The following is a 26,296-nucleotide window of genomic DNA, read 5'->3' on the forward strand; positions in this document are numbered from 1 at the left end:
AAGCTCAACCGCTTCCACTGGCACCTGACCGACGACCAGGGGTGGCGCATCGAAATCAAAAAGTACCCTGAGCTGACGACCGTGGGCAGCATCCGCAAGAAAACCATGATCCGCAAGGAGTGGGACAACTACGACAATACGCCCTACGGCGGTTATTATACGCAGGACGAGATCCGCGACATCGTGGCGTATGCGGCCGACCGCGCCATTACGGTGATCCCCGAGATAGACCTGCCGGGCCATATGCTTTCGGCGCTGACCGCCTACCCCGAGTTGGGGTGTACGGGCGGCCCGTACGAGGTCTGGGGTCGTTGGGGCGTGGCCGACGACGTGCTGTGCCCCGGGCAGGAGAAGACTTTCGAATTCCTGGAGGACGTGCTGGACGAGGTGGTCGGCCTGTTCCCGTCGGAGCTGATCCATATCGGCGGCGACGAGTGCCCGAAGGTGCGCTGGGAGAAGTGCCCCCGCTGCCAGGCGCGTATTCGCCAGCTGGGGCTCAGGGACAAGGACGGCTATACGGCCGAACACTACCTGCAGGGGTACGTGACCGACCGCATCGGGAAATACCTGGCCGAACGCGGCCGGCGCATCATCGGTTGGGACGAGATACTCGAAGGACAGGCGCCGTCGGACGCCATCGTCATGTCGTGGCGCGGCAGCGCGGGCGGCATCAAGGCCGCGAAGCTCGGCCACGACGTGATCATGACTCCCAATTCGCATTTCTATTTCGACTACTACCAGTCGCCCGACGCCGATGCCGAACCCTTCGGGATCGGGGGCTGCGTGACCATCGACAAAGTCTATTCGTTCGACCCGATGGCCGATCTGACACCCGGGCAGCAGGCGCATATCCTCGGCGTGCAGGCAAACCTCTGGACGGAGTACATCGCTTCTGACGACCACCTGGAATACATGCTTCTGCCGCGTCTGGCGGCGCTGAGCGAGGTGCAGTGGTGCCAGCCCGGGGTGAAGGACTGGGTGCGCTTCCGCGACGGGTTCCGCATGGACAGGATCTATTCGCAGATGGGGTACGTATTCGCCAAGCATATCTTCGGCATCAAGGGATCGTATGCCGTAGACCCGCAGAAGGGCGCCGTGGTGATGACCCTCACCACGCAGGGCGACGTCCCGATCCACTATACGCTCGACGGCTCGGAACCCACGGCCGCCAGCCCGCGTTACACGGGGCCGGTCGAGATCGGCAAGAGCGCCCGCTTCAGGGCGACGGCATTGCGCGAGGGCGGCGAGAACGCTTCCTATTCGCGGGAGTTCGCATTCAGCAAGTCGACAGGGCGCCCTGCGGTGCTCAATACCAAGCCCAACGACAGCTATACCTTCGAAGGGGCTTCGCTGCTGGTCGACGGTTACCACAGCCGCCCGGTCTTTACGAGCGGTGCCTGGCTGGGGTATCTGGACGAGCCACTCGACGTGACCATCGACATGGGCGGGGAGCAGTCCTATCGGTCGGTGGAGCTGGAGACGCTCGCCGAGAAGGGCGACTGGATATTCCCGCCCTCGTCGGTTACGGTGTGGGTTTCGGATAACGGGACGGATTTTACCGAGGTGGCCTCGGTCGCGGTGCCCGAAGCGAAGGCCGGGGATGCCGACGGCATCGGGCGTTACCGGATGCAGTTTCCCGAAACGTCGGCCCGTTACCTGAAGGTGGTCGCGCAGAATGCCGCTGCGATCCCGGCCTGGCACCCGGGCGCCGGCAGCAAGGGATTCCTGTTCGTGGACGAGGTCGTGGTGGAATAATCGCGACGGGTGCCCGCCGCAGTGTCCGGGACATTCGGGGCGTACCTGTGCGGCCTTCGGGGCGTTGCCCGGGTGACCGGCAGGACGGATAGCCCGGGCGTTCGGATAAGTTTCGGCAGGGGCCGTGCGGTATTTTCGTACGGCCCCTGTCGTTTTGCAAGGGCGGTTTTTCGGGCGCAGGTGTCCGTCCGATTTAAAAAAAACGTACATTTGTGCCCATGATTGAACGACATATCGACATAAACCGATTCGACTACGACCTGCCCGACGGGCGGATCGCCAAATTCCCGCTTCCGGAGCGGAGCTCTTCGAAGCTGCTCGTTTACCGGGGCGGGGAGATCTCGGAGGCGCATTTCGCCGACATGGGCGACGTGCTGCCCGAGGGACAGCTGCTGGTATTCAACAACACGAAGGTGATCCGGGCGCGGATCATCATGCACAAGCCTTCGGGGGCGCGGATCGAGGTTTTCTGCCTCGAGCCCCACGACCCGGCCGACTACGAGCGGGCGTTCGCCGTCACGGGAACCTGCCAATGGTCGTGCATCGTGGGCAACCTCAAGAAATGGAAGGAGGGCTACGTGGAGATCAATTTCGAGCATGAAGGCCGTCCGGAGCACCTGCGGGCATGGATTGCAGAGAACCGCGGCCGCGAACACACCGTGCGTTTCGAATGGTCGGCGGCGATGACCTTCGGACAGCTGCTCGAGTACCTCGGCCGGATTCCGATTCCGCCCTACCTGAACCGCGAGAGCGAGCTGATCGACTATACGCGCTACCAGACCGTCTATTCGAAATTCGAAGGGTCGGTGGCGGCGCCTACGGCGGGGCTGCACTTTACCCCGGAGCTGATCGAGGGGATGAAGGCGCGCGGCTTCGGATTCGAGGAGGTGACGCTGCACGTCGGGGCGGGGACGTTCCTGCCCGTGAAGGACGAGGACGCCGCGAAGCATCCGATGCACACCGAGCATTTCGAGGTGCGGCGTGCGACCGTCGTGGCGCTGCTCGCCAAGCTGGGCGCGGTCACGGCTGTGGGGACGACCTCGGTGCGGACGCTCGAGTCGCTCCCGGCGCTGGCGTGGCGTATCCACACGGGGGTTCCGATCGACGGCCCGGGCCCCGTGGGGCAGTGGGAGTTGTACGACATTCCGGCAGATTACACGGGGCGCGATGCGCTGGAGGAGCTGCTCGCTTATATGGATGCGAAGGGGCTCGACCGGATCAAGGCTGCGACGCAAATCATGATCGCGCCGCTGGGGTACGAGTTCCGCATCGTGCGCAACATCATCACCAATTTCCACCAGCCGAAGTCGACGCTGCTACTGCTGGTCTCGGCATTCGCGGGCGAAGACTGGCGGCGCATTTACGACTACGCGCTCTCGCACGATTTCCGTTTCCTGAGCTACGGCGACTCGTCGGTGCTGATGCGCTGACGGGACGGGGGCAGGACAGGGGCGGACGGATATACGAAAACAGCAAATCGGAGAATCATATGGCAATAGAACGGGTCAGGGCTTATCTGGAACAATACGGCGCTGCGGACAGGGTGCTGGAGTTCGGCGTGTCGAGCGCCACGGTCGAGCTGGCGGCGAAGGCACTGGGGTGCGAACCCGGCCGGATCGCCAAATCCCTGTCGTTCGGCGTCGGGGAGGGGTATATCGTGATCGTGACGGCCGGTGACTGTAAGATCGACAACGCGAAATACAAGGCGAAATTCCATGCCAAGGCCCGGATGCTGACCCCGCCGGAGGTGGAGGAGCATATCGGCCATGCCGTGGGCGGAGTCTGCCCGTTCGGGGTGAACGACGGGGTAGCGGTCTATCTGGACGAATCCTTACGGAGATTCGGAACCGTCTTTCCGGCATGCGGGAGCAGCAACAGCGCCATCGAACTCACCATCGAGGAGCTGGAACGCTATTCCCGGTGTGCGGAGTGGGTGGATGTCTGCAAAAGGATCGGACAATAGCGCCTCAAACGTCCCTGCCGCCTTCCGTTTGCGGCGGAGCGGCGATGTAGCGATGTGGCGGTGCAGCGCCCGCGGCATTGCTGCGGTGCCTACGGGGGTGTCTATCCGACTATTGTGGCGAACAGTTCCGGGTGCCCGTCTACATAGCGGGCGAGCGTTTCGGTCACCTCCTCTTCCATCTCGCCGAACTCCTCCTCCAGTTCGTCGAACGCTTCGTACTGCTCGTACATGGCCATGAACTCCTCGTCGGTGCGCTCCCTTTCGAGGTCTTCGCGGTGGGCGTCGTAGATTTTTTTCGCGGCGTATACCAGTTTCGAGAACCGTTCCGCGCCCCACAGGCGCATTACCCTGGCGAATGGGTTGCCGAAGATGTAGACCCCGTAACCGTTCTGGATAAGCTGGCAGAACCCGCCTTCGGTCACTTCGTCGCGGAAGATCCGATAGGCCAGCAGCGAATGCTGTTCGCCGTTGAGCCGGGAGATCGTCTCGGCCGTGGGGTCGCCGCCGAGTGCCTCGCGGTATTTGTCGGTAAAGGCCCGGAGGAACGCGTCTATCCCTTCGGCGGCAGCCGTCTGCAGGGCCGTGTCTGTAATTTCGATCAAAGTCGTCGTCGTTTTTAGTCCGTAGTATTTTCGGGAGCCTTCCCGGAGGGCGTGTTATGCTTCCGGTTCGGGGGTGTAGCTGCGCAGGGCGAGTTTCTTGACCCAGACCACGAAGCCGCCCGTGAGGATGAGGTTCAGTACCAGCGTGAGCACCGAGATGATGAGCGCCGGGCCGCCGAGGCTGTATCCGAGGGCGATGAAGATTACGCCTGCGCCCACCTCGCCGCGGGTGAACATGCCGATCGAGAGCGCCAGGCGCTCGCTGACCTTGCGGTCGCGGTAGAAGAAGAGCGGCACGAGCTTGCCCAGGTTCGAAAGCACGGATACCGTCACGACATGCAGGAGGAGGGTGCCCCACGGCATCATGGGTTGCGATCCCGTGACCGAGGCGGCGGCCGCGGTGTCGGCCGGGGCGCCCGTGACGAGCGGCATGCTGAGGCCTACCAGCAGCATGAAGAGGAACGATATGCCGGTGGAGACGCGTTGCTCCGTCGGTGTGTCGATGTGCTTGTGTTTCATGAGCATACCCACGACGAAAGCCGGGAGCAGCACTTCGATATGGATGCTGTTTTCGGGGCCGTAGAGCTTCGCCGTGGCGATGTAGACCGCCTGCGTCAGGGCGCAGACCACGACGGCCAGCCCGAGGATGGTTTTCCAGTCCTGCCGTACGTTCCACCGCGCCTGCCAGCGCCAGCCGGCGGCCAGCAGCACGACGACGATGGCGATGATGGCGAACATCTGCCACCGCAGGCCGATCATCAGGATTTGCAGGGGGATCATCAGCAGGATGGTGTCCAGGTCGTCGAAAATCGCCAGCACCTGTATCTTTTTGTAGATCCAGCTTTGCTTGAGGCTCAGCGCCGCGAGCATCGTGAAGAGGATGCCGGCTGAGGTCGGGGCTGCGAAACGGCTCAGCAGCAGGTTTTCCTTCCAGGCCGCGGCGCTGCCCCACAGCGGGGGCGGCAGCAGGACGAAAATATAGTAGAGTACGATGAGTATCCAGGGCAGCGCCGCGGTGGCCATGGCGATGAAGTAGTCGGCCGTGTAGGATCGCCAGCGGGATTTGTCGATCTCGAATTCGCGCCCCACATTGATCATGATGAACCCCAGGCAGACGTAAAGCAGGGTGTCGGAGCAGGTTTTGAAGCTTGCGTATCCTGCACCGAGCGCCCCCGGGAGGAGTTGGGAGATGACGAGTCCCAGCATCAGGAACAAGGAAAAGGAAAGGACTTTTCGCATTAATTGATAGTTGTTTAGAGATATATGGGGTGCATTCGGGGACAAAGATAATAATTTATGGGATTCCCCCGAAACCCGAGGCGCCGTTCGTGAAAAAAATAACAATTAGGAAACCTCAATTCACAATTATTTTGTACCTTTGCGGTGCAAAAAAGGAAGTCATTATTTCAAACCATAAATTCAAACGTTTACAACTATGCAGATTGTAGAGATTCACGCAAGGGAAATCCTCGACTCGCGAGGCAATCCGACCATCGAGGTCGAAGTTCGCACCGTTTCGGGTGCATTCGGACGCGCAGCCGTTCCGAGCGGCGCATCGACGGGCGAGCACGAAGCGCTCGAGCTCCGCGACGGCGATAAGGGCCGTTACCTGGGCAAGGGCGTACTGAACGCCGTCAAGAATGTCAACGAGGTGATCGCCCCGGCCATCATCGGCATGAACGTTGCCGACCAGGTGGGTATCGACAAGGCCATGATCGCGCTCGACGGTACGCCTACCAAGTCGAAGCTCGGCGCAAACGCCATCCTCGGCGTGTCGCTGGCCGTTGCACGTGCCGCTGCCGACTATTTCGGCATGCCGCTCTACCGCTATATCGGCGGCGCGAACGCCAAGACGCTGCCCGTCCCGATGATGAACATCATCAACGGCGGTTCGCACTCGGACGCCCCGATCGCATTCCAGGAGTTCATGATCCGTCCCGTGGGTGCCCCCTCGTTCAAGGAGGCTATCCGCATGGGCGCCGAGGTGTTCCACAACCTGAAGAAGGTGCTCCACAAGCGCAACCTTTCGACGGCGGTCGGTGACGAGGGCGGTTTCGCTCCCGCGCTGAACGGTACGGAGGACGCTATCGAGTCGATCCTCGAGGCAATCAAGATGGCCGGTTACAAGCCCGGCCGCAAATGCGAAGGCGGCGATGTGTCGATCGGCATGGACTGCGCTTCGTCGGAGTTCTACGCCGACGGCGTGTACGACTACACCAAGTTCGAAGGCGAGAAGGGTGCCAAGCGCAGCTCGAAGGAGCAGGTCGAGTACCTCAAGTCGCTCGTAGCGAAATACCCCATCGACTCGATCGAGGACGGTATGTCGGAGAACGACTGGGAAGGCTGGCAGCTGCTGACCGCCGAGATCGGCGACAAATGCCAGCTCGTGGGCGACGACCTGTTCGTGACCAACGTAGATTTCCTGAAGAAGGGTATCGAGACCGGTTGCGCCAACTCGATCCTGATCAAGGTAAACCAGATCGGTACGCTGACCGAGACGCTCGACGCCATCGAGATGGCTCACCGTGCAGGTTACACGTCGGTTACGTCGCACCGTTCGGGCGAGACCGAGGATTCGACGATCGCAGACATCGCCGTGGCAACCAACTCGGGTCAGATCAAGACCGGTTCGGCATCGCGTTCGGATCGTATGGCCAAGTACAACCAGCTGCTGCGCATCGAAGAGGAGCTCGGTGACGAGGCTATCTACGGTTATACGAAGATTTACCGCAAGTAATTTGCGACGGGCGGCCGCTCGTGCCGCATGATTTTCCCCGGGTGGCATCGCCGCCCGGGGATTTTTTTGTCCCGGCAGATCGCCGTCAGGTGGGGCGGCAGGGCTGCCCTTAGGCGTGGGGACGGGGGATTCCGCCGCCGTTTTCAGGGCTGGAAACGGGCGAAGCCTGTGTCGCAAGGTGCGGCACAGGCTTCGCGTCTCTGAGGGGTGGTATCCCGGGCGGGCGGTTATTCGTCGGACTGTTCGACGAAGAACTCCTGCCCGCCGTTTTCATCGTCCTTGACGACGATGCTGCCGTCGGCATTGATGAAATAGAAGTAGAGTTCTTCGATCACGGCGTCGGACGGAAGGCCGAAGAAATCCTTCGGGTAGAGGTATTTCTCGAAACGGGAGCTGATCAGTTCCATGCGGTTGCGCGGGACTGCGGCCGAGACCTCGGCTTTCTGCCCGCCGTCATGGATTGCCGTGCCGCAGAGATATACCTCCCCGGCGTCTTTCAGTGCCGTGCCTCCGTGCGAGAAGGTGATGCCGAAGACGTCGCCGTAGCGGAATACCGAGGGCGTGGTGGTAAACACCTGGTTGTAGGTTTCGATGGGCTTGAATGCCTCGGCGAAACGCTGTTCGTCGCGTTTGAGGCCGAACGTGTCGTAGCAATACGAGTAACCCAGTTCGCAGGTCAGGGGAACGGCGCCGGTCTTCATTTTGATCCTGACGTCGGCATGCACGTCGGCCGTCTCGACCTCCTGTCCGTCCACTTCGATCTTGTCGTCGAATATGAAGGTGGTCGACGAACGCCATACGACCCACTCCATTGCCGTTTGGGGGTCGTTGCCGCCGCGGCCGATGACGCTCATGAAGGAGTCCGCCCACGAAAGACCGTTCTTGGGGTCTTTCTCCTCTGCGGGCATCAGGGTGAGTTGTTCGTTCACGACTTCGGGCTGGTGCTGGATCGCGTTGTAGTCCTTGGTGGTCAAATAGAGCGTGGCATTGTCGCGGAGGTTCCATGCCTTGGGGGCCAATACGGCGAATACGACCTTTCCCGAGCCGTCTTCGCCCGGCGAGACCCGGAGCTGGGCCGTCACTTCGATTTCCGAGTCGGTCAGGGCCCGGCCCGGCTGGATGATGCCGTCGAATTCGAGGCAGGCGACTACGAGCAGCGGCAGCGCGGCGATGCACGCCGCGGAGAGTATTTTATGTTTGTTGAGTTTTTTCATGGTCGGGGAATTTTAGAGGCTCTTGAATTTGTATTTGTATGTCAGGAGTTTGCTGTCCAGTTGGAACTGGGTCGTAAAGCCGTCCTGCTCGAAGGTGGCGATGACCGTGTCCGAACCTTTGACCCGCAGCCCGTTGGGGATGACGTTGCTGTCCAGCACACACTGGATGGGGCCTTCGGACAGCGCTTCGGGGAACGGTACGAAAGGGATGTCGCCGTTGTCGAACGTGACGGTGGTTGCAAGCGGCGACACGTTGAGCGTCATGCGCAGCGAAGGGAAATAGTCCAGTTTGCCGTAGATGTCGGTGCCGTTCGGATTCTCGGGCGCGCACAGCAGCACCTTGTCGAGCCGGTAGGTGACGGTGTAGGTGTCGGGGTCGTCTCCTTCGGGCGGCGTGTTGTTGTCCGGCTTTTCGACCGGGATGTAGGGGAGGGTTGTCTCTTCGTCGCATCCGGAGAATGCGCACACGAAGAGCGCGGCGGTAAGGATGATTGCGTATTTTTTCATAAAATGATGGGTTTATTAGGTGTTCGGTTGAATCGGATGTTTCGGGTCGGCGGGCCGATCCGGTGTGCAACGGGGAAATTCCGGTGTCTGTTCATTGCGTCATAGGCAAAAGCGGTTTTTAGGATTCGTTTATGGGACGGTGGCGGTTTTTCGTATCGTCGGCTGGTTTTCGTCCGTGCGTGGCTTTTTCGGTCATTGCCTTTCGTTTTGCGGGGCGAGGCCGAAGACCAGCCGGTGGCGGCCGCTTGCGATCTTCGTCCCGGGCGATTGCGGGGCCAGCCTGCGGCCGTCGAGCCGCCCCCGGCAGGCGCCGGCGGGTGTGATCGCCGTGGCCGTGACGCCCGGGGGCAGGGTGACGTCGATCCGGAGTTCGCCGTCCGCGATCTCCCAGCCCAGGTCGATCCGGCCATAGGGGGTTTCCTTGCCGATCCGGCACCACTCAACCCCTTCGGGAATCTGGGGGTCGATGAATACATGCTCGTAGCCGGGGTGGCTGCTGTCCGTGCGCAGGCCGCCGAGGGCCTGGTAGAACCACGTGCCGATGCCGTTGTAGCAGTTGTGTACGCGACTGCGCTCGCCGCTCCAATACTCCCAGGTGGCCGTCGCACCGTGGTCGATCATATGCAGGTAGCCCGGGTAGCCGCGCTGCTTGAGCATCCGGTAGATGAATTCGGGGTTGTGCGATCTGACCGCCCAGCGAGTGATGACCGGTACGCCGACCAGTCCGCCGCCGATATGATCCTTCATCACGTCGTGCGTCAATCGGAAAAGCCGTTGTTCCACGCCGGCGCGGAGCGAATCGGGCGTGGCGCCCACCAGCATCGGGTAGGTCATGTCGAGCTGCGAGCCGGTGGCGTAGGTTTGCGTCGCCGGGTCGTAGAACCGGGCGTGGATCGTGCGGTTGAGCGCCTCGCGCCGCGCTTCGAATGCGGCCGCCTCGTCGTCGTGCCCCGTGAGCCGGGCCATCTGTGCCATCCTGGCGTAGCAGTCGCTCACAAAGCAGTTGTTTACCAGCGACACCGAAGCCTCGCTGCCTGTGTCGACCCCGTGCGGGGCGAGCCAGTCGCCGAGGAACCAGTCCCGGTAAGGTGTGTCGGGCCAGCGGGTCAGCAAGCCGTCTTTCATGTACCGTTCGACATAGCCCATCCATTCCCGCATGGCGGGGTAGTGGCGGTCGACCAGCGTCCGGTCGCCGTAGTTGAGCCACGTTTGCCAGGGGGCCATGACGATGAACCCGCACCAGTAGGGGCCGCCGCCTCCCGCACCGGCGTTGGGGGCTACGTGGGGCAGACTGCCCCCGGGGCGCATGGCGTCGTCCCATGCCTGCACCCAGTTGCGGTAGAGCGGGGCCGCACCGCAGAGGGTTTGCAGGATCTCGGTGGAAGAGTTACCGTCGCCGCCGTATCCGGCGCGTTCGAGGTGGGGGCAGTCGACCATGTACCCGTTGTAGGCCAGGCAGCGCAGCGTGTGCGCGATCATGTCGTGGATGGCGTTCAGGTCGCTATCCGACGAAGTGAACGTCGCTTCGGGCCGGTAGTCGGTGTGGATGGCGAGCGCCCGGAAATCCTCCCGGCGGGGCCTCTGCGCCAGTCCGCGCACCTCGGCGTAACGGAAAGCGTGGTGGTTGAACTTGTTGCAGAACCGCTCCCGGCCGTCGCCGCGGGCGATGTAGGTGTCGCGCTGCCGCTGGTCGATGAGGTTGCCGTCGCCGTCCGTCTCGTCGCTGTATTCGATCTCGATGCGCGCCCCGTTCGGAAGCCCCGAGAAATGAGCCTCCAGCCAGCCGGTGACGACCTTGCCGAAGTCGATCCGCCATACGCCGGGTGCCGCCTCGTCCAGCATGCGGGCGGTCAGCCGCTCCTGGATGCGGTCGGGCTCGACCATTTGCGGCGTCGCCCGGTGCCCGGGCTTCCGGGCCGTGATTACCGGCTGCCATGCCAGCGCGTCCAGGTCGGAGGGGGACATCGAGCGCGGGTTGCGCCGGGCGTCGATCTCTTCGCCTCCGAAGTCGAGGGCGTTCCACGACCCCGTGTCGCGGTAGCCGCTCAGCGCGGCACGCCATGCGGTGTCCGTGCGGCAGGCGGTCTGCCAGGTGTTTGCGGTGCCTATGTCCAGTTGTGCCCGCACAAGCGGTTCGGTGTAGGGTTCGTCGGGCTGCCAGCGTCCGAACGTGCCGCGCTTGTACCAACCCTGCCCGAGCCAGATCACCAGCTCGTTGTCGCCTTCGAGCAGGTAGGGACGGACATCGTAGGTCACCCACAGCGAGCGTTTGTCGAGCTGCGAGAGGGCGGGGGCGAGGCAGGCGTCGCCGACTTTGCGGCCGTTGACCCATATTTCGTGGTATCCCAGCGAATTGACGTGCAGCAACGCTTCGTCTCCGCATGCCGGGAGGGTGAATGCCCGGCGCAGGAGCACGGCCGTGGCGCCCGATTCCGGGCAGCCGATGAATTCACCCGAGACGGATGCCGGGTCGGTCAGGCCGATGCCGAAGCGGGCGACGGGGGAGACGGCTTTCCGGTTGCCCTTTTCGGTGCGCGCGGTGACGCGCCACCAGCATTGCGTCCGAGCCGTCAGCGGAAGCCCCTCGTAGGCGACTCCCACCGAACGCTTCGAGCGTACCCAGCCCGAGTCCCACAAGTCGGCGTCTCCGGCCAGCAGCCGCAGGCTGTCCGAGGCAACCTCGATCCGGTAGCTGCGCTGGGCATCGCCCCGGCGCCCGGAGCGGAGCTGCCACCCGAAGCGGGGTGTCGCCGTGTCGATGGCGAGCGGATCGGTCAGCCCTTCGCAGGTCAGCCGCCGCAGGCAGGGCTTCGCGCCGTGCCCGGCATTGCCGGCCGGACCGGCCGCCAGGAGGCAGGGGCCGGAAAGGAGCCCGGGCAGCAGGAGCAGGTATAGCAGGGTTCTTTTCATGGGTTCGAAATTTGTCATTTTCAGCGGTTGTAAGCCTCGGCCCGAACCGTGTAGCGGTCGTCGGGAAGCAGGCCGGCGTCGAATTCAAAGTCGATCTGCCGGCTTTCGCCCTGCAGAAGCGTGAAGTAGTTGTCGTCGGCCACGTAGGGCAGGATGCGCTCGCCGTCGGATCGGCGGTAGGGCTGCACGTGCACGGCGAAGGCCACCGAACGTCCGACGTTCCTGACTGTCGTGCGGATGACCTTGCGGCCGCCTGCGGCGGTCAGCTGCGAACGTACCTGCAGCCTGGCAGGGGCGAGCGTGTTGAGCGCCGTGTAGTCGCCGCGGCGGGTCGCACGCCAGTAGAAGTTGTCCGAGAGCAGGCGCCCGTTGCGGTCGGTGAGCTCCAGCCGGATGAAATGCACGGGCGAGAGTTTCGGCGCCTTCGCGTTGCGGCGGTAGACTTCCATTTCGTAGAGCGAGTAGCCCCATTGCGTGGCACGCCGGAGTCCGAGCATCCTGACATAGCGGGCTTGCTGCAACGGTAGCGGGATCGTCTGTTCGCCGCCCTGCGCGTCCTGCGTTTCATAGACGTCGCGCCACGTGCGGCCGTCGTCCGAGAGTTGCAGTTTGTAGGCTGCGGCGTGGGCGTCCTCCCAGCGGAGCACGACTTCGGTGAAGGCGCGGCGCTCGCCCAGGTCGACCTCGATCCACTGGTCGTCGCTGTACTCGCTCGCCCAGCGGCTCGAATCGTTGCCGTCGGTGGGAGCCCCGGCACCTGCGCCGTCGGGCGATGAGGAGGATGCTTTCACGGGCCGGTTGCGGGCCAGGTTGCCCTCCGAAAAATTCAGGTCGAACAGGCTGCGGGTCGTATTGGCCGCGAGCGAGACCCTGAGCTGCTGCGTGAATTGCGGCAGGAGCCGCCCGTCGAGGTCGTAGACCCGTGCCGTGGCCGTCGCTTCGAGCGGTTCGCGCGTCGTATTGACCGCCTTGACCGAATTGTCGGCATGGCTCCACTGGATATGCACCGGTTCGCACGCCTTGCGTATGCCCCAGTAGGCACCCGTCGGGTCGAGGTAATAGTCGTAGGTCTGCCATACGAGCGACGGGTAGGCCGGCTGGCTCATCCAGGTCATGATGCCCGTGGCGTCGTCCCACATGTGGTGCTGCCAGCCTTCGTACATGGCTTTGTTGACCTCCAGGTTGAGCAACTGCGCCTTGCGGCAGAAATCCTCGATCCCGTCTGCCTCGCCGTAGTTTTCGGCCACGGTCTCGAAATATTTGTCCGGGGCGGCGTTGGCCGCCGACTTGCCGAAGAAATGTTTGTCCCACATGTCGTTGCGGGGCCACCACGACTCTTCGGGCATGAATTTGCGGAAACTCTCGAATGTCGTGAATACCGCCGTGCCGATTTCGGTGCGGAAACCCCATGCCGGGCGGCCTTTGTAACCGTAGGGCATCGGGTAGGCAGCGAAGTACCAGCCGGGGTGGAAATTGGCCCACGGCCCGCTTCCCGAAAGTCCCTGCGCATTGGATATGGACTGGTAGAGGCGGTCGCCGCCGTCGTAGTGGGCGACGTCGCCGCGCAGCCAGTCGTCGAGCGGGGCCTGCGGTACGCCTTCGTTGTCGCCGCACCAGACGGCGATCGAAGGATGGTTGCGCAGCCGCTTGATCTTCTCCACGGCGTTCTGCTGGAAGGCCCCCAGGTCGTGCGGCAGGTTGGGGTGCGAGTTGAGCCAGAAGTCGTCCCATACCATGATGCCGTGGCGGTCGCAGGCATCGTAGAACTCTTCGTCGGTCGTCGAGCCGATCCAGTTGCGGATCATGTTGAAATGCATGTGCCGGTGGAGTGCGACGCGGGTGTCGTACTCCTCGCCGCGGCAGCGGAGCAGCCATTCGCTCATGCCCCAGTTGCCGCCCTTGACATAGACCGGTTCGCCGTTGATCTTCAGGCGGAAGATGCCGTCGTGCCACTCGTAGCCGTATTCGCGGATGCCGAACGTCACTGTCCGTGCGTCCGATTGCCGCCCGTCGGTTTCGAACGCCAGGCGGCAGGTGTACAACGCGGGGTCGCCCATGCCGTTGGGCCACCAGAGCTGCGGATGCTCTACGGCCAGACCGGGAACCTCGCGCTCCGTGAGCCGGATCGTCCGCCGCTCGCCCGCCTCGAGGCGGACGGGGTGCGAGAAGGCGATGCCTCCGGGGCGGATCTCGCCCCGCAGCACGCCCTCGCAGGCCTTGTCAGAGCTGTTCTCCACGTCGGTAAGGAGTTCGACCTTCGCATGTTCGCGGTCGGGAACCTTCGTGCGCACCCACGGTTCGATGAGGCGTACGTCGCCCGAGAGAGACAGGTAGACATCGTCGGTGATGCCGCTCAGCAACCCCGGGGCATAGGGCATCCAGTCCCACCCGGCGCTGGAGATATAGGTCGGGCTCCGGAAATTGGGCACGGGGTATCCCACCCATTCGACCTCGATTTCGAGGCGGTTCTCCCCGTCGGGTGCCACGAGCCGGGTGATGTCGTAGTCCCCCGGCTGCATGAAGCCGTCGAGGTGCCCCAACTGATGGCCGTTGAGGCGGACGGTACCCTTGCGGTTCACCCCTTCGAAGCGGAGCCACAGGGTGCGGCCTTCGCCGACCGGGGGCGTTGGGAAGAGCCCCGTGTAGCGGAAATTGCGGTCGTAGCGGCTCTTGTCCGTGCGGTAGGCGTTGTCGCCGAAATTGGGGTCTGCTTCCACGCCGGCCGCAACGTACGACGCGAAGACGCAGCCGGGTACGATGGCCGGGACGGCGGGCAGGGCGTCGCCTTCCGACGGCCGTACTTCCCAGCGGATATGTCCGCTGCGGCTGTCGAGCGGGATGCGTTCCTGTGCGCTGACGCCGCTGGCGAGCAGCGAAAGGCAGAGTGCGAAAATTCGTTTCATCATGGCGTGCGTTTTTTTCGGACGGGGGAGGGTGCGCACTCCGCTCCGGCGGGGGAACGGAGTGCGCGCGGATCGCTATTCCTCCGTTCCCGCGCCGGAATCGTCGTCCGAGTCGTAAACGTGTTCCCAGTTATATACGCGGAAGAAGTAGGGCCGGTAGAAATCGGCGCTGCCCACGCGGTTGAAATTGTCCCAGAAGTTGGCCGGGTCGCTGTTGGTCGAGAATACCAGCTCGCCCTGGCGCGAAAGCGCCGGGTGGAGGTTGATCATGTACCAGCGCTGGTGGTAGGGGCTGCCCAGCTTGTCGAGCGTCGCGGGCAGCGTGAAGAGCAGCGTCCGGTCGGTGAAGGGGCCGTAAGGCGTCTGGCTGCGGAAGAGGTAGATGTCGCGGCCGAAGGGGAAGGCTTCCATGCACATGTAGTAGACGCCGTCTTTTTCGAAGACCCACGGCATCGAGCCCGATTCGGCCGTGATGTAGGAACGTTCCATCTCCTCGTTGCTCGGCACGGAGCTCTGCCAATGGTAGTCGCCGCTCAGGTCGCGGATGTAGTACGACCACGGGCTGCCCAGGTCGAGCGTCTCGGTGCGGGCCACCAGCACGCGCGAAACGAGGTTCACCTGTTTGGTCGTATAGAGGTAGATATGTCCCCCTTTGGTGTCTTCGAACATGGTCGAGCCGTAACCCAGGCCGTCGGATTTGAAATTGTAGTCGGTCGAAAGCACCGACATGTATTGCCCGTCGCCCGGCTCGCCTTCGAGGCTGTACTCGCGCAGGCATCCGTCGATGTTTTTCAGCGATCCGGGTTCCACGCCCGTCCAGAGCATTTGCAGGATCTTTCCGTGCGTGGGGTCGTCATATACGACGGCATCGCCGGCCCAGTAGCAGTAGTCCTGGTCGATTTCGCCTTTCTGGATCTCGGCATCGGAGAGGGAGGCTTTCGGATGGCGGATGTGGGTGCGGGCCTGGTAGTAGCGTTCGCCCGAGGGGTTGTCCGTCTGCACGTAGTCGGCCAGCCATACCAGGTCGTCGTCGCTCTCCTGTCCGGAGGCGATCGTCGCCCCTTTCTGGATCATCAGGCTGTTGCGCGGGAAGCTGCAACTGCCCCGGGCGCGGGTCTTGCCGTCCACCACGCCGTAGAAACTGTCGTTGAACGACCAGAAGACATGGCCGCCGGGCAGTGCCGTGGTGAGCACGCCGTCGCCGCCGTTCCAGCCCAGCGTACGGGTGAAGAGGGCATCGTATTTCTTGTCCTTGTAGACGAAGACGCGGGGATTCTGCCCTCCCTCGTCGGGCATCTGTACCAAATTCCACGACGGGTCGATGGCGGGCGGAACGGGAGCCGGGGTAACTTCAGGCGCCTCGTCGTCGGGGATCGCCGGGTTGTCGAAGTCGTTGCACGCGGCCAGGGAGCCCGTACACAGGCAGAATATGCAGAATGCTATGATATTTCTTTTCATGGTTCGTTGCGATAAGGATTAGTATTGGGAGCGGGTCATCGTCTCGCGTACTTCGTGCCAGGTATTCCCGCTTTCGGTGGCGAGCTGGTAACGGTAGTAGAGGTAGAACGTGCCGGTTGCAGGGTCGTAGGTAGAGTCGTTGAGCGGCGAGGCCGAGACCCGGATGGCATCCTGGCTGTCGAGATAGGGGGTTATGGAGACTCGCTGCATGGGTACGACCTCGTCCGTGATTTCGCCTTCGACGTAGACGGGGACGTTCACCCACGATTCGGGGTCGACCGTCACGCGCAGGCTGTTGTTGCGGGTCGTCACCTTGTCGTTGGCGGCCGTGGCGCCCGGGAGGATGCGCACCGAGCGCTCACCCACGGGGATGACCAGCTTCGAGGAGTTGATCGCCTGGCGCCGGGTGTTCGAGCCGAAGATGTTGTCGACGATCCAGCCGGTCTGCGTGGTGCCGGTCATGGTGTAGTAGGTGCTGCTCTTGGTCGTGGCGTAGTCGTTCCTGCGCTGGATCTCGAAAAGTACGAAATTCTTGGTGGCCGAGGGCATGCAGGCCGATACGGACTCGATGCGCAGCGGAATGAAATAGGTCTGGTCGGGGAGCAGCTCGTCTACCCTGACGTTGATCGGGAGGCTCGCCGAACAGCTGCCGGCCTCCATCTCGACGCTCATGGGGTCGATCGTATAGTATTCGGCGGGAAGTTCCATCGCGTATTCCTCGAACTTCGTGTCGAAATTGCGTTTGTTGTACTCGCCGATCGCCTCGAAGTCCAGCCCGAGTTTGACGGTGACGTTCTGGTCGAGCCCCGTCGTGCCGCTGGCATAGATGGCCAGCTCTCCCTGGAAGCCCTTCTCGCCGTATTCGAACTCCTGCCCGAGGATGTTGTTTTCGCCGCTGACAATGAATATCTCCTTGCGGTAAAGCTCCTCCTTGTAATACTCCATTTCACAGGAGCAGAGGAAGGCGGCCGCGGCGGCGAGTATCGTTATTTTGCTGAATGCTTTCATCTTCTGAATTTTTTGGAATTGACTATTTCTCCCAGCCCGGGTTCTGATCCAGGCTCGGTACTTTGCGCAGTTCGTTGCGGTGCAGCGGCATGAACATGTACTTGGACTTGAATGTCCGTTCGCGGATCGTACGGTACGAGATGACCGTCGGGGCGTAGAATCCCTCCCATTTTCCGGCTTCGACGTTCAGGCCCGTCAGCGGCTCGCGTTCCAGTTCCTCGAAAATGCCCCAGCGGCAGATGTCGTAGTAGCGGCGGTTTTCGTGGAGGAACTCGACCATGCGTTCGCGCCGGATCAGCTCGTTGAAACTGGTGGCGTCCACCAGTTCGCCGGCGTCGGCGCCCGGGAGCCCGGCGCGGTAACGCACCTGGTTGAAAGCCCCGGCCATGGCGGTCAGGTCGCGCGAGTAGCTTTGGCCGTTGACCTCGTGGGTCTTGGTCAGGTTGTTGAGCGCCTCGGCGTAGGAGAGCAGGATTTCGGCGTAGCGGATCAGCGGGAAGGTCTTCTGAACCGTGCGGGCGTTGCTGCCCGTACGCGCGTCGCGCGGGTGGACGTACTTGTAGCAGGTGTATCCCGTCAGGTTGTAGATGTTGGTCACGCCCGCCTGGTTTTTGCCGGCATTGGCGCCGTTGTAGTACTCGACGATCTTGTTCCGCATCTCTTCCGAGGTCGTAGACTGCATCTGCCACAGGGTGCCCGAGAAACCGATGCTCGCGTAGAACCGCGGCTCGCGGTTGTCATAGGCCTTGTAGGTGCCGCCGGGCAGGGTGTAGTTCTTCGATAGCTGCTTGTCGGCTGCGGTGACGCAGGTCTGGTCGTAGGGACGATCCTCGTAGGGGTACTCGGCGCTCGCGTTGTTGATGTCGCGGCCGTCGGCCATGCGGTAGGCGTCGACGATGCGTTGCGGGATGCTGATCGAACTGTTGCCGCCCAACTTGAGCGGGAATACGACGTCCTGCTGGTCGGTGATGTTCTGCGTCGTGCCCCAGATCAGCTCCGGGTTGGTCACGTTCGTCGTTTCGCCGGTGAACATTTCCGAGTAGGAACGGAAGGGGTCGATGCCGCCCGCACCCGCAGGGAAGGGATCGGAGGGGACGTTCGAGGGCAGTGGCAGGGTGTATTCGTCGGCCGGAACCGTATGCAGGCGGTAGATGCCTAGGTCGATGACGCGCTTGGCCGCGGCGGCTGCCACGGCCCACTTGCTTTCGTCGTAGGTCTGGGAGATGTAGTGCACCCCGTCGGATTTACGCTTGAAAGCCCCGAAATAACGGCGTGCGGCGGCTCCGCCATTGAAAAGCGGGCTCGCGGCCTGCAGGCGCAGGCGTGCGACCAGCGCCAGCGCGGCGCCTTTGGTCGGGCTGCCGAAGAGATCCAACGGCTGCTCGGTTTCGAGGCTTTCCGCAGCGGCTTCGAGCTCGGAGCAGATGTAATCCACGCATTCGTCGTAGGTGCTGCGCTCGGCCTGGTAATAGTCGGGCGTTTCGTTGGTGTTGAGAACCTGGTCGCCCACGAGGATCATGGGGCCCTGGTTCTGGAGTATCCAGTAGTAGGCATAAGCCCGCAGGAAGCGTGCGCGTGCACGGAACTCCATTTTGTCGAAGGCGTTCATGTCGGGCACCTCGTCGATGTGGGGCAGGATGGTGTTCACCTTGCGGATGACCTTGTAGCAGTTGGGCCAGACATTGAAATTCCAGTCCCAGCCGCCCGTCTCGGTGTAGGTGATCTTGTCGGTGGTCAGCTCCGTGCCGGGGAAGGAGACGTCCAGGATGCCGTTGTAGAATGTCCCGCAACTGACGGCCTCGTCAGACCCGGTGGCGCCGGGGACGCTGCACCAGTAGTAGATGCGGCCCTCTTTGGGCAGCTGGTTCACCGCACCGTTGAAATAGCGCTCGATGTTGTATTGGCTCTCGAAGATACGCTCTTCGGAGAAGGTGTCCTCGAAGTAGTCGTCCACGTTCAGGAAGTTGCACGACGCGGTGAGCAGGCCGACCAGCGCGAGGGGTATGATGAATGATTTTTTCATGGTAGTTTATGTTCTTAGGAGAGATTCGGGTTAGAAGTTCAGGTAAATCTGCAGCGAGAAGCGGCGCGGGATCGGGTAGGCGTGCCCGGTCTGCATGGCCTGCTCGGGGTCGAAAATCTCCACGCCGTCCCATACCGCGAGGTTCTCGCACATGATCTGGAAGTCGATGGATTGCAGGCCGAGCGCTTTGCGCAGCCCCGGCGTGTGCAGGTTGTAGTTCAGGCTCAGCTCCTGCAGGCGCAGATAGCGGGCATTGCCTTTCCAGAAGGTCGAGGGTTTGGTGTTGTTGGCGTTGTTGCCGTAGGAAAGGCGCGGGAACCGCGCATTGGGGTTCTCGGTCGCCCGGTTGCCCGAGTAGTCGGCCGAAGTCCAGCGGTTGGCCGGATTGTAGGCCAGGGCCAGTACGTTGCCCTTGTATCCGCCGTTGAAGGGAATGTAACCGTCGAATTTCGAGCCGTCCTTGTCCCCGTAGAGGAAATAGTTGTTGCCCGTGCCTTTGAACAGGACGTTGAGCGTCCAGTTCTTGTAGCGGACTTCGGCGCCGAATCCGTACATGAACTGCGGGATGCCGGAATAGGCGAACAGGGGCACCTTGTCGTCGTCGGTGATCACGCCGTCGCCGTTCACGTCCTTGTACTTGATGTCGCCCGGGCGTACCGTGCCGAACTGCTCGGGGCTCATGTCCACGTCCTGCTGATCCTTGAAGAGTCCCAGGGAGATGAATCCCCGCTGCACGTCGTTCGAGAACCCGGTCTTGCTCAGGTAGGGATAAGGCTGCGTGGCCTCTTCCCAGTTGTTGATCTTGTTCTTTGAGAGCGTGAAGTTACCGCGCAGCGTGAAGTGGAAGTTTTTGCCGAGGGGCTGGAAATATTCGAAGTTCCCGTCGCCGCCCCAGCTGGTCATGCTGCCGACGTTCCCGTAGGGCATGCTGATGACGCCCACGTAGTCCGGAATCTGGGCGCGTTCCTGGAAGATGCCTTCACGGCGGTCGCGGAAATAGTCCACCGTCATGGTGAAGCGGTCGCCGAAGAGGTGGAGATCCATACCGATGTCGAATTTCTTGGCTTTCTCCCACGCCAGGTTGTCGGCGCCCACGCGGTTCTCGGTCAGTACGCCCGAACCGCCCCACGGTGTGCCGTCGGTCTTCTCTTCGATGATCGTCAGGTAGGGGAAGCGCACGCTGGAAATCCGGTCGTTACCCACCATACCGTACGAGGCGCGGATCTTCATGAAGTCGATCCACTTGATCCGCTTCATGAATTCGTACTGCGTGGGAACCCAGCCCACGGCCACGGCCGGGAAGAATCCGTACTGCCGGCCGCTCTGGAAGTTCTCCGAACCGTTCAGGCCGAAGTTCACGTCGAGGAAATAGGTATCCTTGAAGCCGTAGGTGAAGCGCCCCGAGAGGCTCTGGTAACGCCTTGCGATGGCGTTCATCGAACTGTCGGCACCCGATTCGGTCGTGCTTTCCAGGTAGTAGAACAACAAGCCGCCTACGCGGTGGTTCCCGAAGGTGCGGTCGTAGTTGACTTTGGCGTCGAAATAGAGTTTCCGCCAGTTCCATGCCTCGGAGTTATACTGCACCGAAGCCTCGGTGACCTGTTCCGAAAGGATCAGCTCGCCTTTCTGGTTGCGCTCGCGTGCCAGGTAGAGGGCCGGCATGGAGTAGCGGCTTTCGCCATAGAGCGACTGGGAATCCCACGAACCGGTGGCCTCGATGTTCAGCCCTTCGGTGAGCATCGACAAATCCTGTTTTATGCCGATGTTGAAGAGCGTGCGGCTTTTGTTCTCCACGGTGTTGCCCGTGTAGTTGAGCAGCACGTGGGGCGGGATGTCGCTGTCCGAACCCGAGGCGGGCAGCTCGCCGCTCGAATAGCGCAGCGGGTACATCAGCGGGGTCGTCTTGGACTGCGAATCCCAGATCCAGTCGGTGAGCGACGTGTCGGTGCGGCTGTACTTCTTACCCATGCTCGGACGCTTGTTCACCGACATGAAGCCCATGGCACCCAGGTAGATCTGCGTCGTCTTGGTCAGGTTGATGTCGATGTTGGTGCGGAAATTATAGGTGTCGTAGCCGACGCCCTTGTTGTATTTGCTGTCGTCCATGCTCTTGTAGGCCGACGATTCCTGCGACATGCCCAGGCTGGCGAAATAGCGGGCGATGTTGCCGCCGCCCTGTGCACTGACATACTGCGTGTGCTGGAACGAGGTGGGGTTGAGGATCACGTCCTGCCAGTCGATGTCGGGGTAGAGGTCGGGATCCAGCCCGTAGCGGATGATGTCCATCTGCGTGTCGTTGTAGATCGGGCTCATGCCCGAGGCTACGGCTGCTTCGTTCGCCATTTCGGCATACTGCGTGGCACCCACGTAGCGGGGCAGGCGGCGCAGCTCGGAGATGGTGTAGTTCGAGCGGAAGGTGATTTTGAGCTGCTCCTGTTTACCGCGCTTGGTGGTCACGAGCACCACGCCGTTCGCACCGCGGCTGCCGTAGACGGCCGTTGNCCCCCCCCGGCTCCCGTAGACGGCCGTTGCGGCGGCGTCCTTGAGCACCGAGAAGCTCTCGACGTCGGCCGGGTCGATCTGGCTCAGGTTGCCTTCCAGGCCGTCGATCAGCACCAGGGCGCCGCTGTTGGCGCCGAACGTGCCGATGCCGCGCACCCAGAATTCGGAGATGTTCCGCCCCGGCTCACCGCTCGACTGGATGGAAATCACGCCCGGGACGCGGCCGCCGAGCGTGTTGACGATATTCGTCGCGGGCAGTTCGAGGTCTTTGGTGTCGACCACCGCCACGGCGCCCGTCACGCTGACTTTGCGCTGCGTACCCATACCGATGACGACGACCTCTTCCATCTGGTTGCCTTCCCGGAGGGTGATCTTGACGTCGGCCGCCGAAGTGATGATCTGTTCGGCGGTTTCGTACCCCATGAACGATACGGCCAGCGTATTGTACAGTTTGGCGGTGAGTTTGAACCGGCCTTCCGAATTGGTGATGGAGCCGATGCCCGGCTCGTCCTTGATATAGACCGTGGCGCCGACGATGGGAACGTCGTCCGAATCCACGACCAGTCCGTTCACCTCGACCGGCTGCTGCTGTTGCTGTTTGCTCTGGGCACCTGCCTGTACCGCGAGCGCGAGCAGGAAGGCGCATATCAATAGAATTCGCTTCATGTCTGTTTAGGATTGTTAGGTGAATAAACCTACTTATTCGATGGCTATGCGGCGGATGGCATAGTTCTCGCTGTCGCCGATGTAGAGGTTGCCTTCCGCGGTGATGGCCAGGCCGACCGGTTTGTTGAATTTGGCCGCGTCGGCAGGGCCGTTCACATAGCCGGACGATTTGGGCGTCCCCGCGAACGTGGAGACGTAGCCATTCGAGAGCGTGATCTTACGGATACAGTGATTCTCCCTGTCCGTTACGTAGATGGCCTCGCCTTCGGGGTCTACGCACATCTGGCAGGGGTAGTTGAACTGCGCCTCGGCGAGCGGCCCGTCCAGATAGCCCGCCGTGTTTTTCCGCCCGGCCCACAATTCGATGGTGCCAGCGGCGATGTCGTGCTTGTAGATGCAGTGCTGGCCCTGGTTGGCGAAATAGACGATGTTGGGGTCGCGCGGATCGAAGACGACGCCCATGATGTCTCCTTGGGAGTCTATGAAGCGGCCGGGAGGCGTGAGATCCTCGCCCTTTCCGGTGGCGGGATCCCAGCGGGCCACGACGCCCTCGTTGGTGTAGAAGTAGAATTTATTGTCGGCCGGGCACATCGTGAAGGTCTGGATGGCATTCCATACGGGAGCGAAATTGCCGTCGGTATAGAACAGGTCGTGATCCCACTTGATGTCTCCCATGTTCGTGTTGGCGTAGTCGGCGACGGGATCGAAATATCCGTATCCCTTGTTCCCGATGTTGGTGTGGTACCAATATACATTGCCTGTGGCCAGGTCGGTGCTCAGGAGGATACCCGTTACGAGGATGCCGAAATCGTTGAGGACTTTGATATTTCCGGCCTCCTCGTTCATCATGTAGACGCGGTGCTTGCCTCCGTCGTCTATGCTGAAGCGGACGTAGAGGTTGTCGTGCTTGTCGACGGCGATTCCCGATTCGGGCTTCGACGAGAAATACGACCCGATCAGCGAGGTGGTTCCTTCGGGCATGGTAGTGCCCTTCATGCCCCCGGCGATCGTGGAAACATTGGTCTGGATGATGTAGTCGAACAGTTCGTCGAACTGTACCTTGTTCTGCTCGTTCTCACCCACGGAGACCGAGATGACGCACTCTTCGCCCGGGAGCTTGGGTGCAAGGACGAGCATGCGGTCTCCCGTCGAGGAGATTACGGCTGCGCGTTTTTCGTTGAAATAGACATTGAGGGCTTTGGCGTCGGTGCCGAAGTTCTTGCCCTTGATGATTACCTGGGTCGCTATCGGCCCGGTTTTAGGATAGAACGATTCGAGTTCGATGGGTTTGTCGGGTTGGTATCCCGAATTCCCCCCCCCTCGTCGCCGTCAGAGCACGCTGACAGCCCGATTCCTGCCGTCAGGCAGGCGAGCCATAAGTGTAACCGGCATTTGCAGTAGAAGTTTTTCATGAATGTTGGTTTTAGTAGGGTATATATTTAATAGGTTGACGCGTTGGTTGCGGCGGTTTTTATCCGGAATTCCCCGGGCGTGTCCCACGGTGCGGGAGATGCGGCCCGAACCCGATGCGGGACGGTCGGGGACAAAACGCACGGCGGCGACGGGACGATCCGTCCCGCCCCCGGGAAAGGGCGTATGAGCTGCATCGACGGTTTCTCCGCAGGTTGGTAGGTCAGGTTCATTCGTTTCGCAAGTTCCGCAAATCCCGTCGGAGCATTCGTCCGCCGGGAGTTTTTTGTGCTCATACAAAATTACCTAATTGCGGGTGTAATTCAAGTCCGCCGGGGTTGAAATGAGATGTATGTTAACTCGTTCTGAAAATTAACATGCTGTTTTCCATTGTGTTACATGCTCGGCTGTTTGCCGTTTTGGTAAACGGGAATTAGAGTTGCCTCTGGGTATGCGGATTCAATATCCGGCGTTTTGACGGCTTGCCCCGCCTGTGGGATTGGGAGGATCGGACACTGATAGCTATTGTCCGGGCACCGGGGCGACCGCAATTTTGGCCTCTTGCCTGCGCAGCTTGGGGAAAGGAGTCGGGGTCAACTACAACCAGACCGTCAAAGCCATCCACACCAATTTCAACGACCGCCGTGCCGTGGCTTTACTGGCACGGCTGGAGAAATATACTCAGGAATTGACGCTCTTGTTTGGGCAGGTCGTCCGCCTGACCGAAGAATTCAATCGCAGATGGTCGGCCGAATAATAAAAATCCGGATGCAATTCGCATCCGGATTTTTCATTTAACCCCCTCGCTCCTTTTAATATCGTTACAGTTACTACACGGCTTGGAGATTCGTTTTATGATTATCACCTTTGCCGCCATAGAAATCTAACGAACCTGATATGACTATAAAAACCTGCAAATTTCGTATTGGCGATGTCTATTTGTTCCATGCGACCGACCCCGGTTGCGAAAGCGGAACGTCGCTGTGGGGAATCGTCAACGACCGGGACACCGATGGCCGCATCTGTCTGGAAACTTCCTCGGCGGATCTGAAAAAGTATAATCATTGGACTTTTCTGCCCGCCGAATACCTGTTTTGCAGACTTTCCACGCGCGAAGAATTAAGGGACTTCTCTTTTAACCTGAACCGCAATTAATTGCGTAAATTTTAGTGAGCAATGTCGCTCGAATAACTAAAATTATTTATTTTATGTCTTACAACAATTACTACATGCGCCTGCGGGTCAAGGCGGTTCAGGAATTTGACCGGATGTATCACGAGCCCGAATACAAGGCCAAATGCCACAAACGGGTCTGGAAGCGGCTCGGATGCTACATCTTCGGCATTTCGTATCAGAGTTATCTGGATTATCTGAAAATGGATGTTTCGGACGTTCCGCCCACACCGCTCGAGGCCCAGCAAGCCAAACGCAAACTGGTGGACAAGCTGCTCGAACGCGAACTGCAAGTGAAAAAACAGCCCGTCCGGCGGAAAGAGCCGGAAGAGGTTAAAAAAGAACCTGTCGAACAGGAGTGACGCCAACTTTTCAGCGGCGGGGCGGTCTTTCGGGGCCGCCCCGTTTTTTCCGGGCGCGGCTCAACTCACCGGGCTTGCGCCGTCATCCCCGTCGGGCATCCCGGCCAAATCTTCCAATATCGTCTGCAAACGCTCGCCCAGGACGATCATCACCCGCTCGTCGTCGTAGTCGGACAATTCCGCGGCTGTCTGCTCGTTCGGGAAAGCCATCGCCACCAATTTGGCACTCAACACCGTCAGATAGGCCAGCGGAATAACCGGGGCTGTGCCCATTCCATCGCCCCGCACGGTGATCCGCTGCTGCGGAACCGCCAGACGCCCCGGTTTTTGGCCTTTTTTCTCGATGTTCCACAGCACGTTCTCCTCGGCCTGCGTGACATAGAGATTGAACGTCGATTCGTTCACATACTCGGCCCGGTCAGCCCAAAAATCGACGCCGTAATCTTCGGCCGTGAGATCGGCACAGATGCCGCAGTCGGGCATGTCGCGCATAATTGCCCGGAGGATGATGTTTTTGTCGGTCAGCTCCGCCGAGCGCAACTCTTTCAGGGCGGCGATGCAGATGCACACCTGCATCATGTAAAGGTGATTGATTGCCCGCAGGACTTTTTCGGAGCCGAAGTCGTTTTCGTTCATCATGGAGTTTTACGTTGTTCATCAATGCGTGTGCCGTTTTGCCGATTCGCATGCGGGAGTATCGGCATGAAAAAGGGGCGGTTCCGCTGAACACAGTGACGCAACTTCACTCAATAGAAGAATTCAACGCGGAAACCGCCCCCGGAGCAGGCCGGAGAATCCGCCCGCCCCGTAGATGCCGCGCAAACAGGCTGCCCGTTTCCATAGGGAGCAGGACGGCAAGACCAGATTATAAAGGGCCGGCCTTTCAGACAGGATTTATTAGCTGCGGCTGAAAGGCGGGATTTCCTGTTTTGCGCGGCAAAGCCGCATCCCAAAAGCCCGGGCACATGCTGCCAACTCCGCCGCACCGGATTGTACGGCGGGGCAGCGTTCCGTTGACCCTCGGCTGAAACTACATATAATAGTTTTCGACGAACGATTCGAAAAAAGGGGGAGGGAGTACGGATCCCATCCCCCTACCCAAA

19 protein-coding genes are annotated in these 26,296 nt (G+C 61.1%); 7 read left to right on the forward strand and 12 right to left on the reverse strand.

Going from position 1 to position 26,296, the window contains the following annotated elements; genetic code table 11:
• From QVP03_RS00920 to QVP03_RS00930, 3 genes are all read left to right on the forward strand, one after another.
• Positions 1 to 1,755: glycoside hydrolase family 20 protein (locus QVP03_RS00920; RefSeq protein WP_288210580.1), on the forward strand; the 1,755-nt coding region annotated here is incomplete at its 5' end.
• Between the two features lie 218 nt (positions 1,756 to 1,973).
• Positions 1,974 to 3,185 carry an S-adenosylmethionine:tRNA ribosyltransferase-isomerase gene (locus QVP03_RS00925; RefSeq protein WP_022331813.1) on the forward strand — a complete coding sequence of 404 codons (1,212 nt, stop codon included), beginning with the start codon at positions 1,974 to 1,976 and terminating at the stop codon, positions 3,183 to 3,185.
• A 59-nt stretch (positions 3,186 to 3,244) separates the two neighbouring features.
• On the forward strand, positions 3,245 to 3,718 hold the full coding sequence (locus QVP03_RS00930) for a YbaK/EbsC family protein (protein ID WP_022331814.1): 474 nt from the start codon (positions 3,245 to 3,247) through the stop codon (positions 3,716 to 3,718).
• Positions 3,719 to 3,819: 101 nt separating this feature from the next.
• Here QVP03_RS00930 and QVP03_RS00935 read toward each other — a convergent pair whose 3' ends face one another.
• Together QVP03_RS00935 and QVP03_RS00940 are read right to left on the reverse strand one after the other, a co-directional pair.
• Positions 3,820 to 4,320 carry a DMP19 family protein gene (locus QVP03_RS00935; RefSeq protein WP_022331815.1) on the reverse strand — a complete coding sequence of 167 codons (501 nt, stop codon included), beginning with the start codon at positions 4,318 to 4,320 and terminating at the stop codon, positions 3,820 to 3,822.
• A gap of 54 nt (positions 4,321 to 4,374) precedes the next feature.
• Entirely contained in the window at positions 4,375 to 5,559 is a 1,185-nt protein-coding gene (locus tag QVP03_RS00940; protein ID WP_141405235.1) for a sodium:proton antiporter, read from the reverse strand.
• 196 nt (positions 5,560 to 5,755) lie between these two features.
• On the opposite strand from QVP03_RS00940, the gene eno reads away from it, so the two are divergent.
• Complete coding sequence (gene eno / locus QVP03_RS00945; RefSeq protein ID WP_022331817.1) at positions 5,756 to 7,057, forward strand: phosphopyruvate hydratase; 1,302 nt, start codon at positions 5,756 to 5,758, stop codon at positions 7,055 to 7,057.
• Between the two features lie 227 nt (positions 7,058 to 7,284).
• Here the strand turns inward: eno and QVP03_RS00950 are convergent, their stop codons facing one another.
• The 9 genes from QVP03_RS00950 to QVP03_RS00990 form a co-directional block, all read right to left on the reverse strand.
• Positions 7,285 to 8,271: a DUF4961 domain-containing protein gene (locus tag QVP03_RS00950; RefSeq protein WP_018694620.1), complete on the reverse strand. Its 987-nt coding sequence runs from the start codon at positions 8,269 to 8,271 to the stop codon at positions 7,285 to 7,287.
• Positions 8,272 to 8,283: 12 nt separating this feature from the next.
• A complete protein-coding gene (locus QVP03_RS00955) occupies positions 8,284 to 8,778 on the reverse strand; it encodes a hypothetical protein (RefSeq protein WP_022331818.1) in 495 nt (164 codons plus the stop codon).
• A 192-nt stretch (positions 8,779 to 8,970) separates the two neighbouring features.
• Positions 8,971 to 11,688 (reverse strand): alpha-L-rhamnosidase, encoded by a 2,718-nt coding sequence (locus QVP03_RS00960; RefSeq protein ID WP_022331819.1) that lies wholly within the window; start codon positions 11,686 to 11,688, stop codon positions 8,971 to 8,973.
• Between the two features lie 20 nt (positions 11,689 to 11,708).
• Positions 11,709 to 14,594: a discoidin domain-containing protein gene (locus QVP03_RS00965; protein ID WP_288210581.1), complete on the reverse strand. Its 2,886-nt coding sequence runs from the start codon at positions 14,592 to 14,594 to the stop codon at positions 11,709 to 11,711.
• Between the two features lie 72 nt (positions 14,595 to 14,666).
• The gene (locus QVP03_RS00970) at positions 14,667 to 16,049 is read right to left on the reverse strand and encodes a DUF5005 domain-containing protein (protein WP_022331821.1); all 1,383 of its coding nucleotides are present in this window, start codon (positions 16,047 to 16,049) and stop codon (positions 14,667 to 14,669) included.
• An 18-nt stretch (positions 16,050 to 16,067) separates the two neighbouring features.
• Entirely contained in the window at positions 16,068 to 17,057 is a 990-nt protein-coding gene (locus tag QVP03_RS00975) for a BT_3987 domain-containing protein (protein WP_022331822.1), read from the reverse strand.
• A gap of 22 nt (positions 17,058 to 17,079) precedes the next feature.
• Positions 17,080 to 19,080, reverse strand: a complete 2,001-nt coding sequence (locus QVP03_RS00980) for a RagB/SusD family nutrient uptake outer membrane protein (protein ID WP_018694626.1) — start codon at positions 19,078 to 19,080, stop codon at positions 17,080 to 17,082.
• 30 nt (positions 19,081 to 19,110) lie between these two features.
• Positions 19,111 to 22,248 carry a SusC/RagA family TonB-linked outer membrane protein gene (locus QVP03_RS00985; RefSeq protein WP_022331823.1) on the reverse strand — a complete coding sequence of 1,046 codons (3,138 nt, stop codon included), beginning with the start codon at positions 22,246 to 22,248 and terminating at the stop codon, positions 19,111 to 19,113.
• 33 nt (positions 22,249 to 22,281) lie between these two features.
• Positions 22,282 to 23,532, reverse strand: coding sequence for an IPT/TIG domain-containing protein (locus tag QVP03_RS00990; protein ID WP_083923800.1), 1,251 nt, complete (start codon positions 23,530 to 23,532; stop codon positions 22,282 to 22,284).
• 700 nt (positions 23,533 to 24,232) lie between these two features.
• On the opposite strand from QVP03_RS00990, the gene QVP03_RS00995 reads away from it, so the two are divergent.
• From QVP03_RS00995 to QVP03_RS01005, 3 genes are all read left to right on the forward strand, one after another.
• Positions 24,233 to 24,415: a plasmid mobilization protein gene (locus QVP03_RS00995; protein WP_117507160.1), complete on the forward strand. Its 183-nt coding sequence runs from the start codon at positions 24,233 to 24,235 to the stop codon at positions 24,413 to 24,415.
• Between the two features lie 140 nt (positions 24,416 to 24,555).
• Entirely contained in the window at positions 24,556 to 24,813 is a 258-nt protein-coding gene (locus tag QVP03_RS01000) for a hypothetical protein (RefSeq protein ID WP_022331825.1), read from the forward strand.
• 53 nt (positions 24,814 to 24,866) lie between these two features.
• Positions 24,867 to 25,193 (forward strand): hypothetical protein, encoded by a 327-nt coding sequence (locus QVP03_RS01005; RefSeq protein ID WP_022331826.1) that lies wholly within the window; start codon positions 24,867 to 24,869, stop codon positions 25,191 to 25,193.
• 60 nt (positions 25,194 to 25,253) lie between these two features.
• Here QVP03_RS01005 and QVP03_RS01010 read toward each other — a convergent pair whose 3' ends face one another.
• Positions 25,254 to 25,832 carry a hypothetical protein gene (locus tag QVP03_RS01010; protein ID WP_022331827.1) on the reverse strand — a complete coding sequence of 193 codons (579 nt, stop codon included), beginning with the start codon at positions 25,830 to 25,832 and terminating at the stop codon, positions 25,254 to 25,256.
• Between the last annotated feature and the right edge of the window lie 464 nt (positions 25,833 to 26,296).

Origin of the sequence: Alistipes sp. CAG:29, from assembly GCF_000435435.1 — a bacterium.
GTDB lineage: Bacteria > Bacteroidota > Bacteroidia > Bacteroidales > Rikenellaceae > Alistipes > Alistipes onderdonkii.

What these genes read in the sequence shown, in the direction of transcription:
- eno (WP_022331817.1), top strand. Translation starts at nt 5,756, where the DNA reads ATGCAGATTGTAGAGATTCACGCAAGGGAAATCCTCGACTCGCGAGGC.
- QVP03_RS00930 (WP_022331814.1), top strand. Translation starts at nt 3,245, where the DNA reads ATGGCAATAGAACGGGTCAGGGCTTATCTGGAACAATACGGCGCTGCG.
- QVP03_RS00950 (WP_018694620.1), bottom strand. Translation starts at nt 8,271, where the DNA reads ATGAAAAAACTCAACAAACATAAAATACTCTCCGCGGCGTGCATCGCC.
- QVP03_RS00960 (WP_022331819.1), bottom strand. Translation starts at nt 11,688, where the DNA reads ATGAAAAGAACCCTGCTATACCTGCTCCTGCTGCCCGGGCTCCTTTCC.
- QVP03_RS00975 (WP_022331822.1), bottom strand. Translation starts at nt 17,057, where the DNA reads ATGAAAGCATTCAGCAAAATAACGATACTCGCCGCCGCGGCCGCCTTC.
- QVP03_RS00965 (WP_288210581.1), bottom strand. Translation starts at nt 14,594, where the DNA reads ATGATGAAACGAATTTTCGCACTCTGCCTTTCGCTGCTCGCCAGCGGC.
- QVP03_RS00940 (WP_141405235.1), bottom strand. Translation starts at nt 5,559, where the DNA reads ATGCGAAAAGTCCTTTCCTTTTCCTTGTTCCTGATGCTGGGACTCGTC.
- QVP03_RS01000 (WP_022331825.1), top strand. Translation starts at nt 24,556, where the DNA reads ATGACTATAAAAACCTGCAAATTTCGTATTGGCGATGTCTATTTGTTC.
- QVP03_RS00970 (WP_022331821.1), bottom strand. Translation starts at nt 16,049, where the DNA reads ATGAAAAGAAATATCATAGCATTCTGCATATTCTGCCTGTGTACGGGC.
- QVP03_RS01010 (WP_022331827.1), bottom strand. Translation starts at nt 25,832, where the DNA reads ATGATGAACGAAAACGACTTCGGCTCCGAAAAAGTCCTGCGGGCAATC.
- QVP03_RS00980 (WP_018694626.1), bottom strand. Translation starts at nt 19,080, where the DNA reads ATGAAAAAATCATTCATCATACCCCTCGCGCTGGTCGGCCTGCTCACC.
- QVP03_RS00925 (WP_022331813.1), top strand. Translation starts at nt 1,974, where the DNA reads ATGATTGAACGACATATCGACATAAACCGATTCGACTACGACCTGCCC.
- QVP03_RS01005 (WP_022331826.1), top strand. Translation starts at nt 24,867, where the DNA reads ATGTCTTACAACAATTACTACATGCGCCTGCGGGTCAAGGCGGTTCAG.
- QVP03_RS00955 (WP_022331818.1), bottom strand. Translation starts at nt 8,778, where the DNA reads ATGAAAAAATACGCAATCATCCTTACCGCCGCGCTCTTCGTGTGCGCA.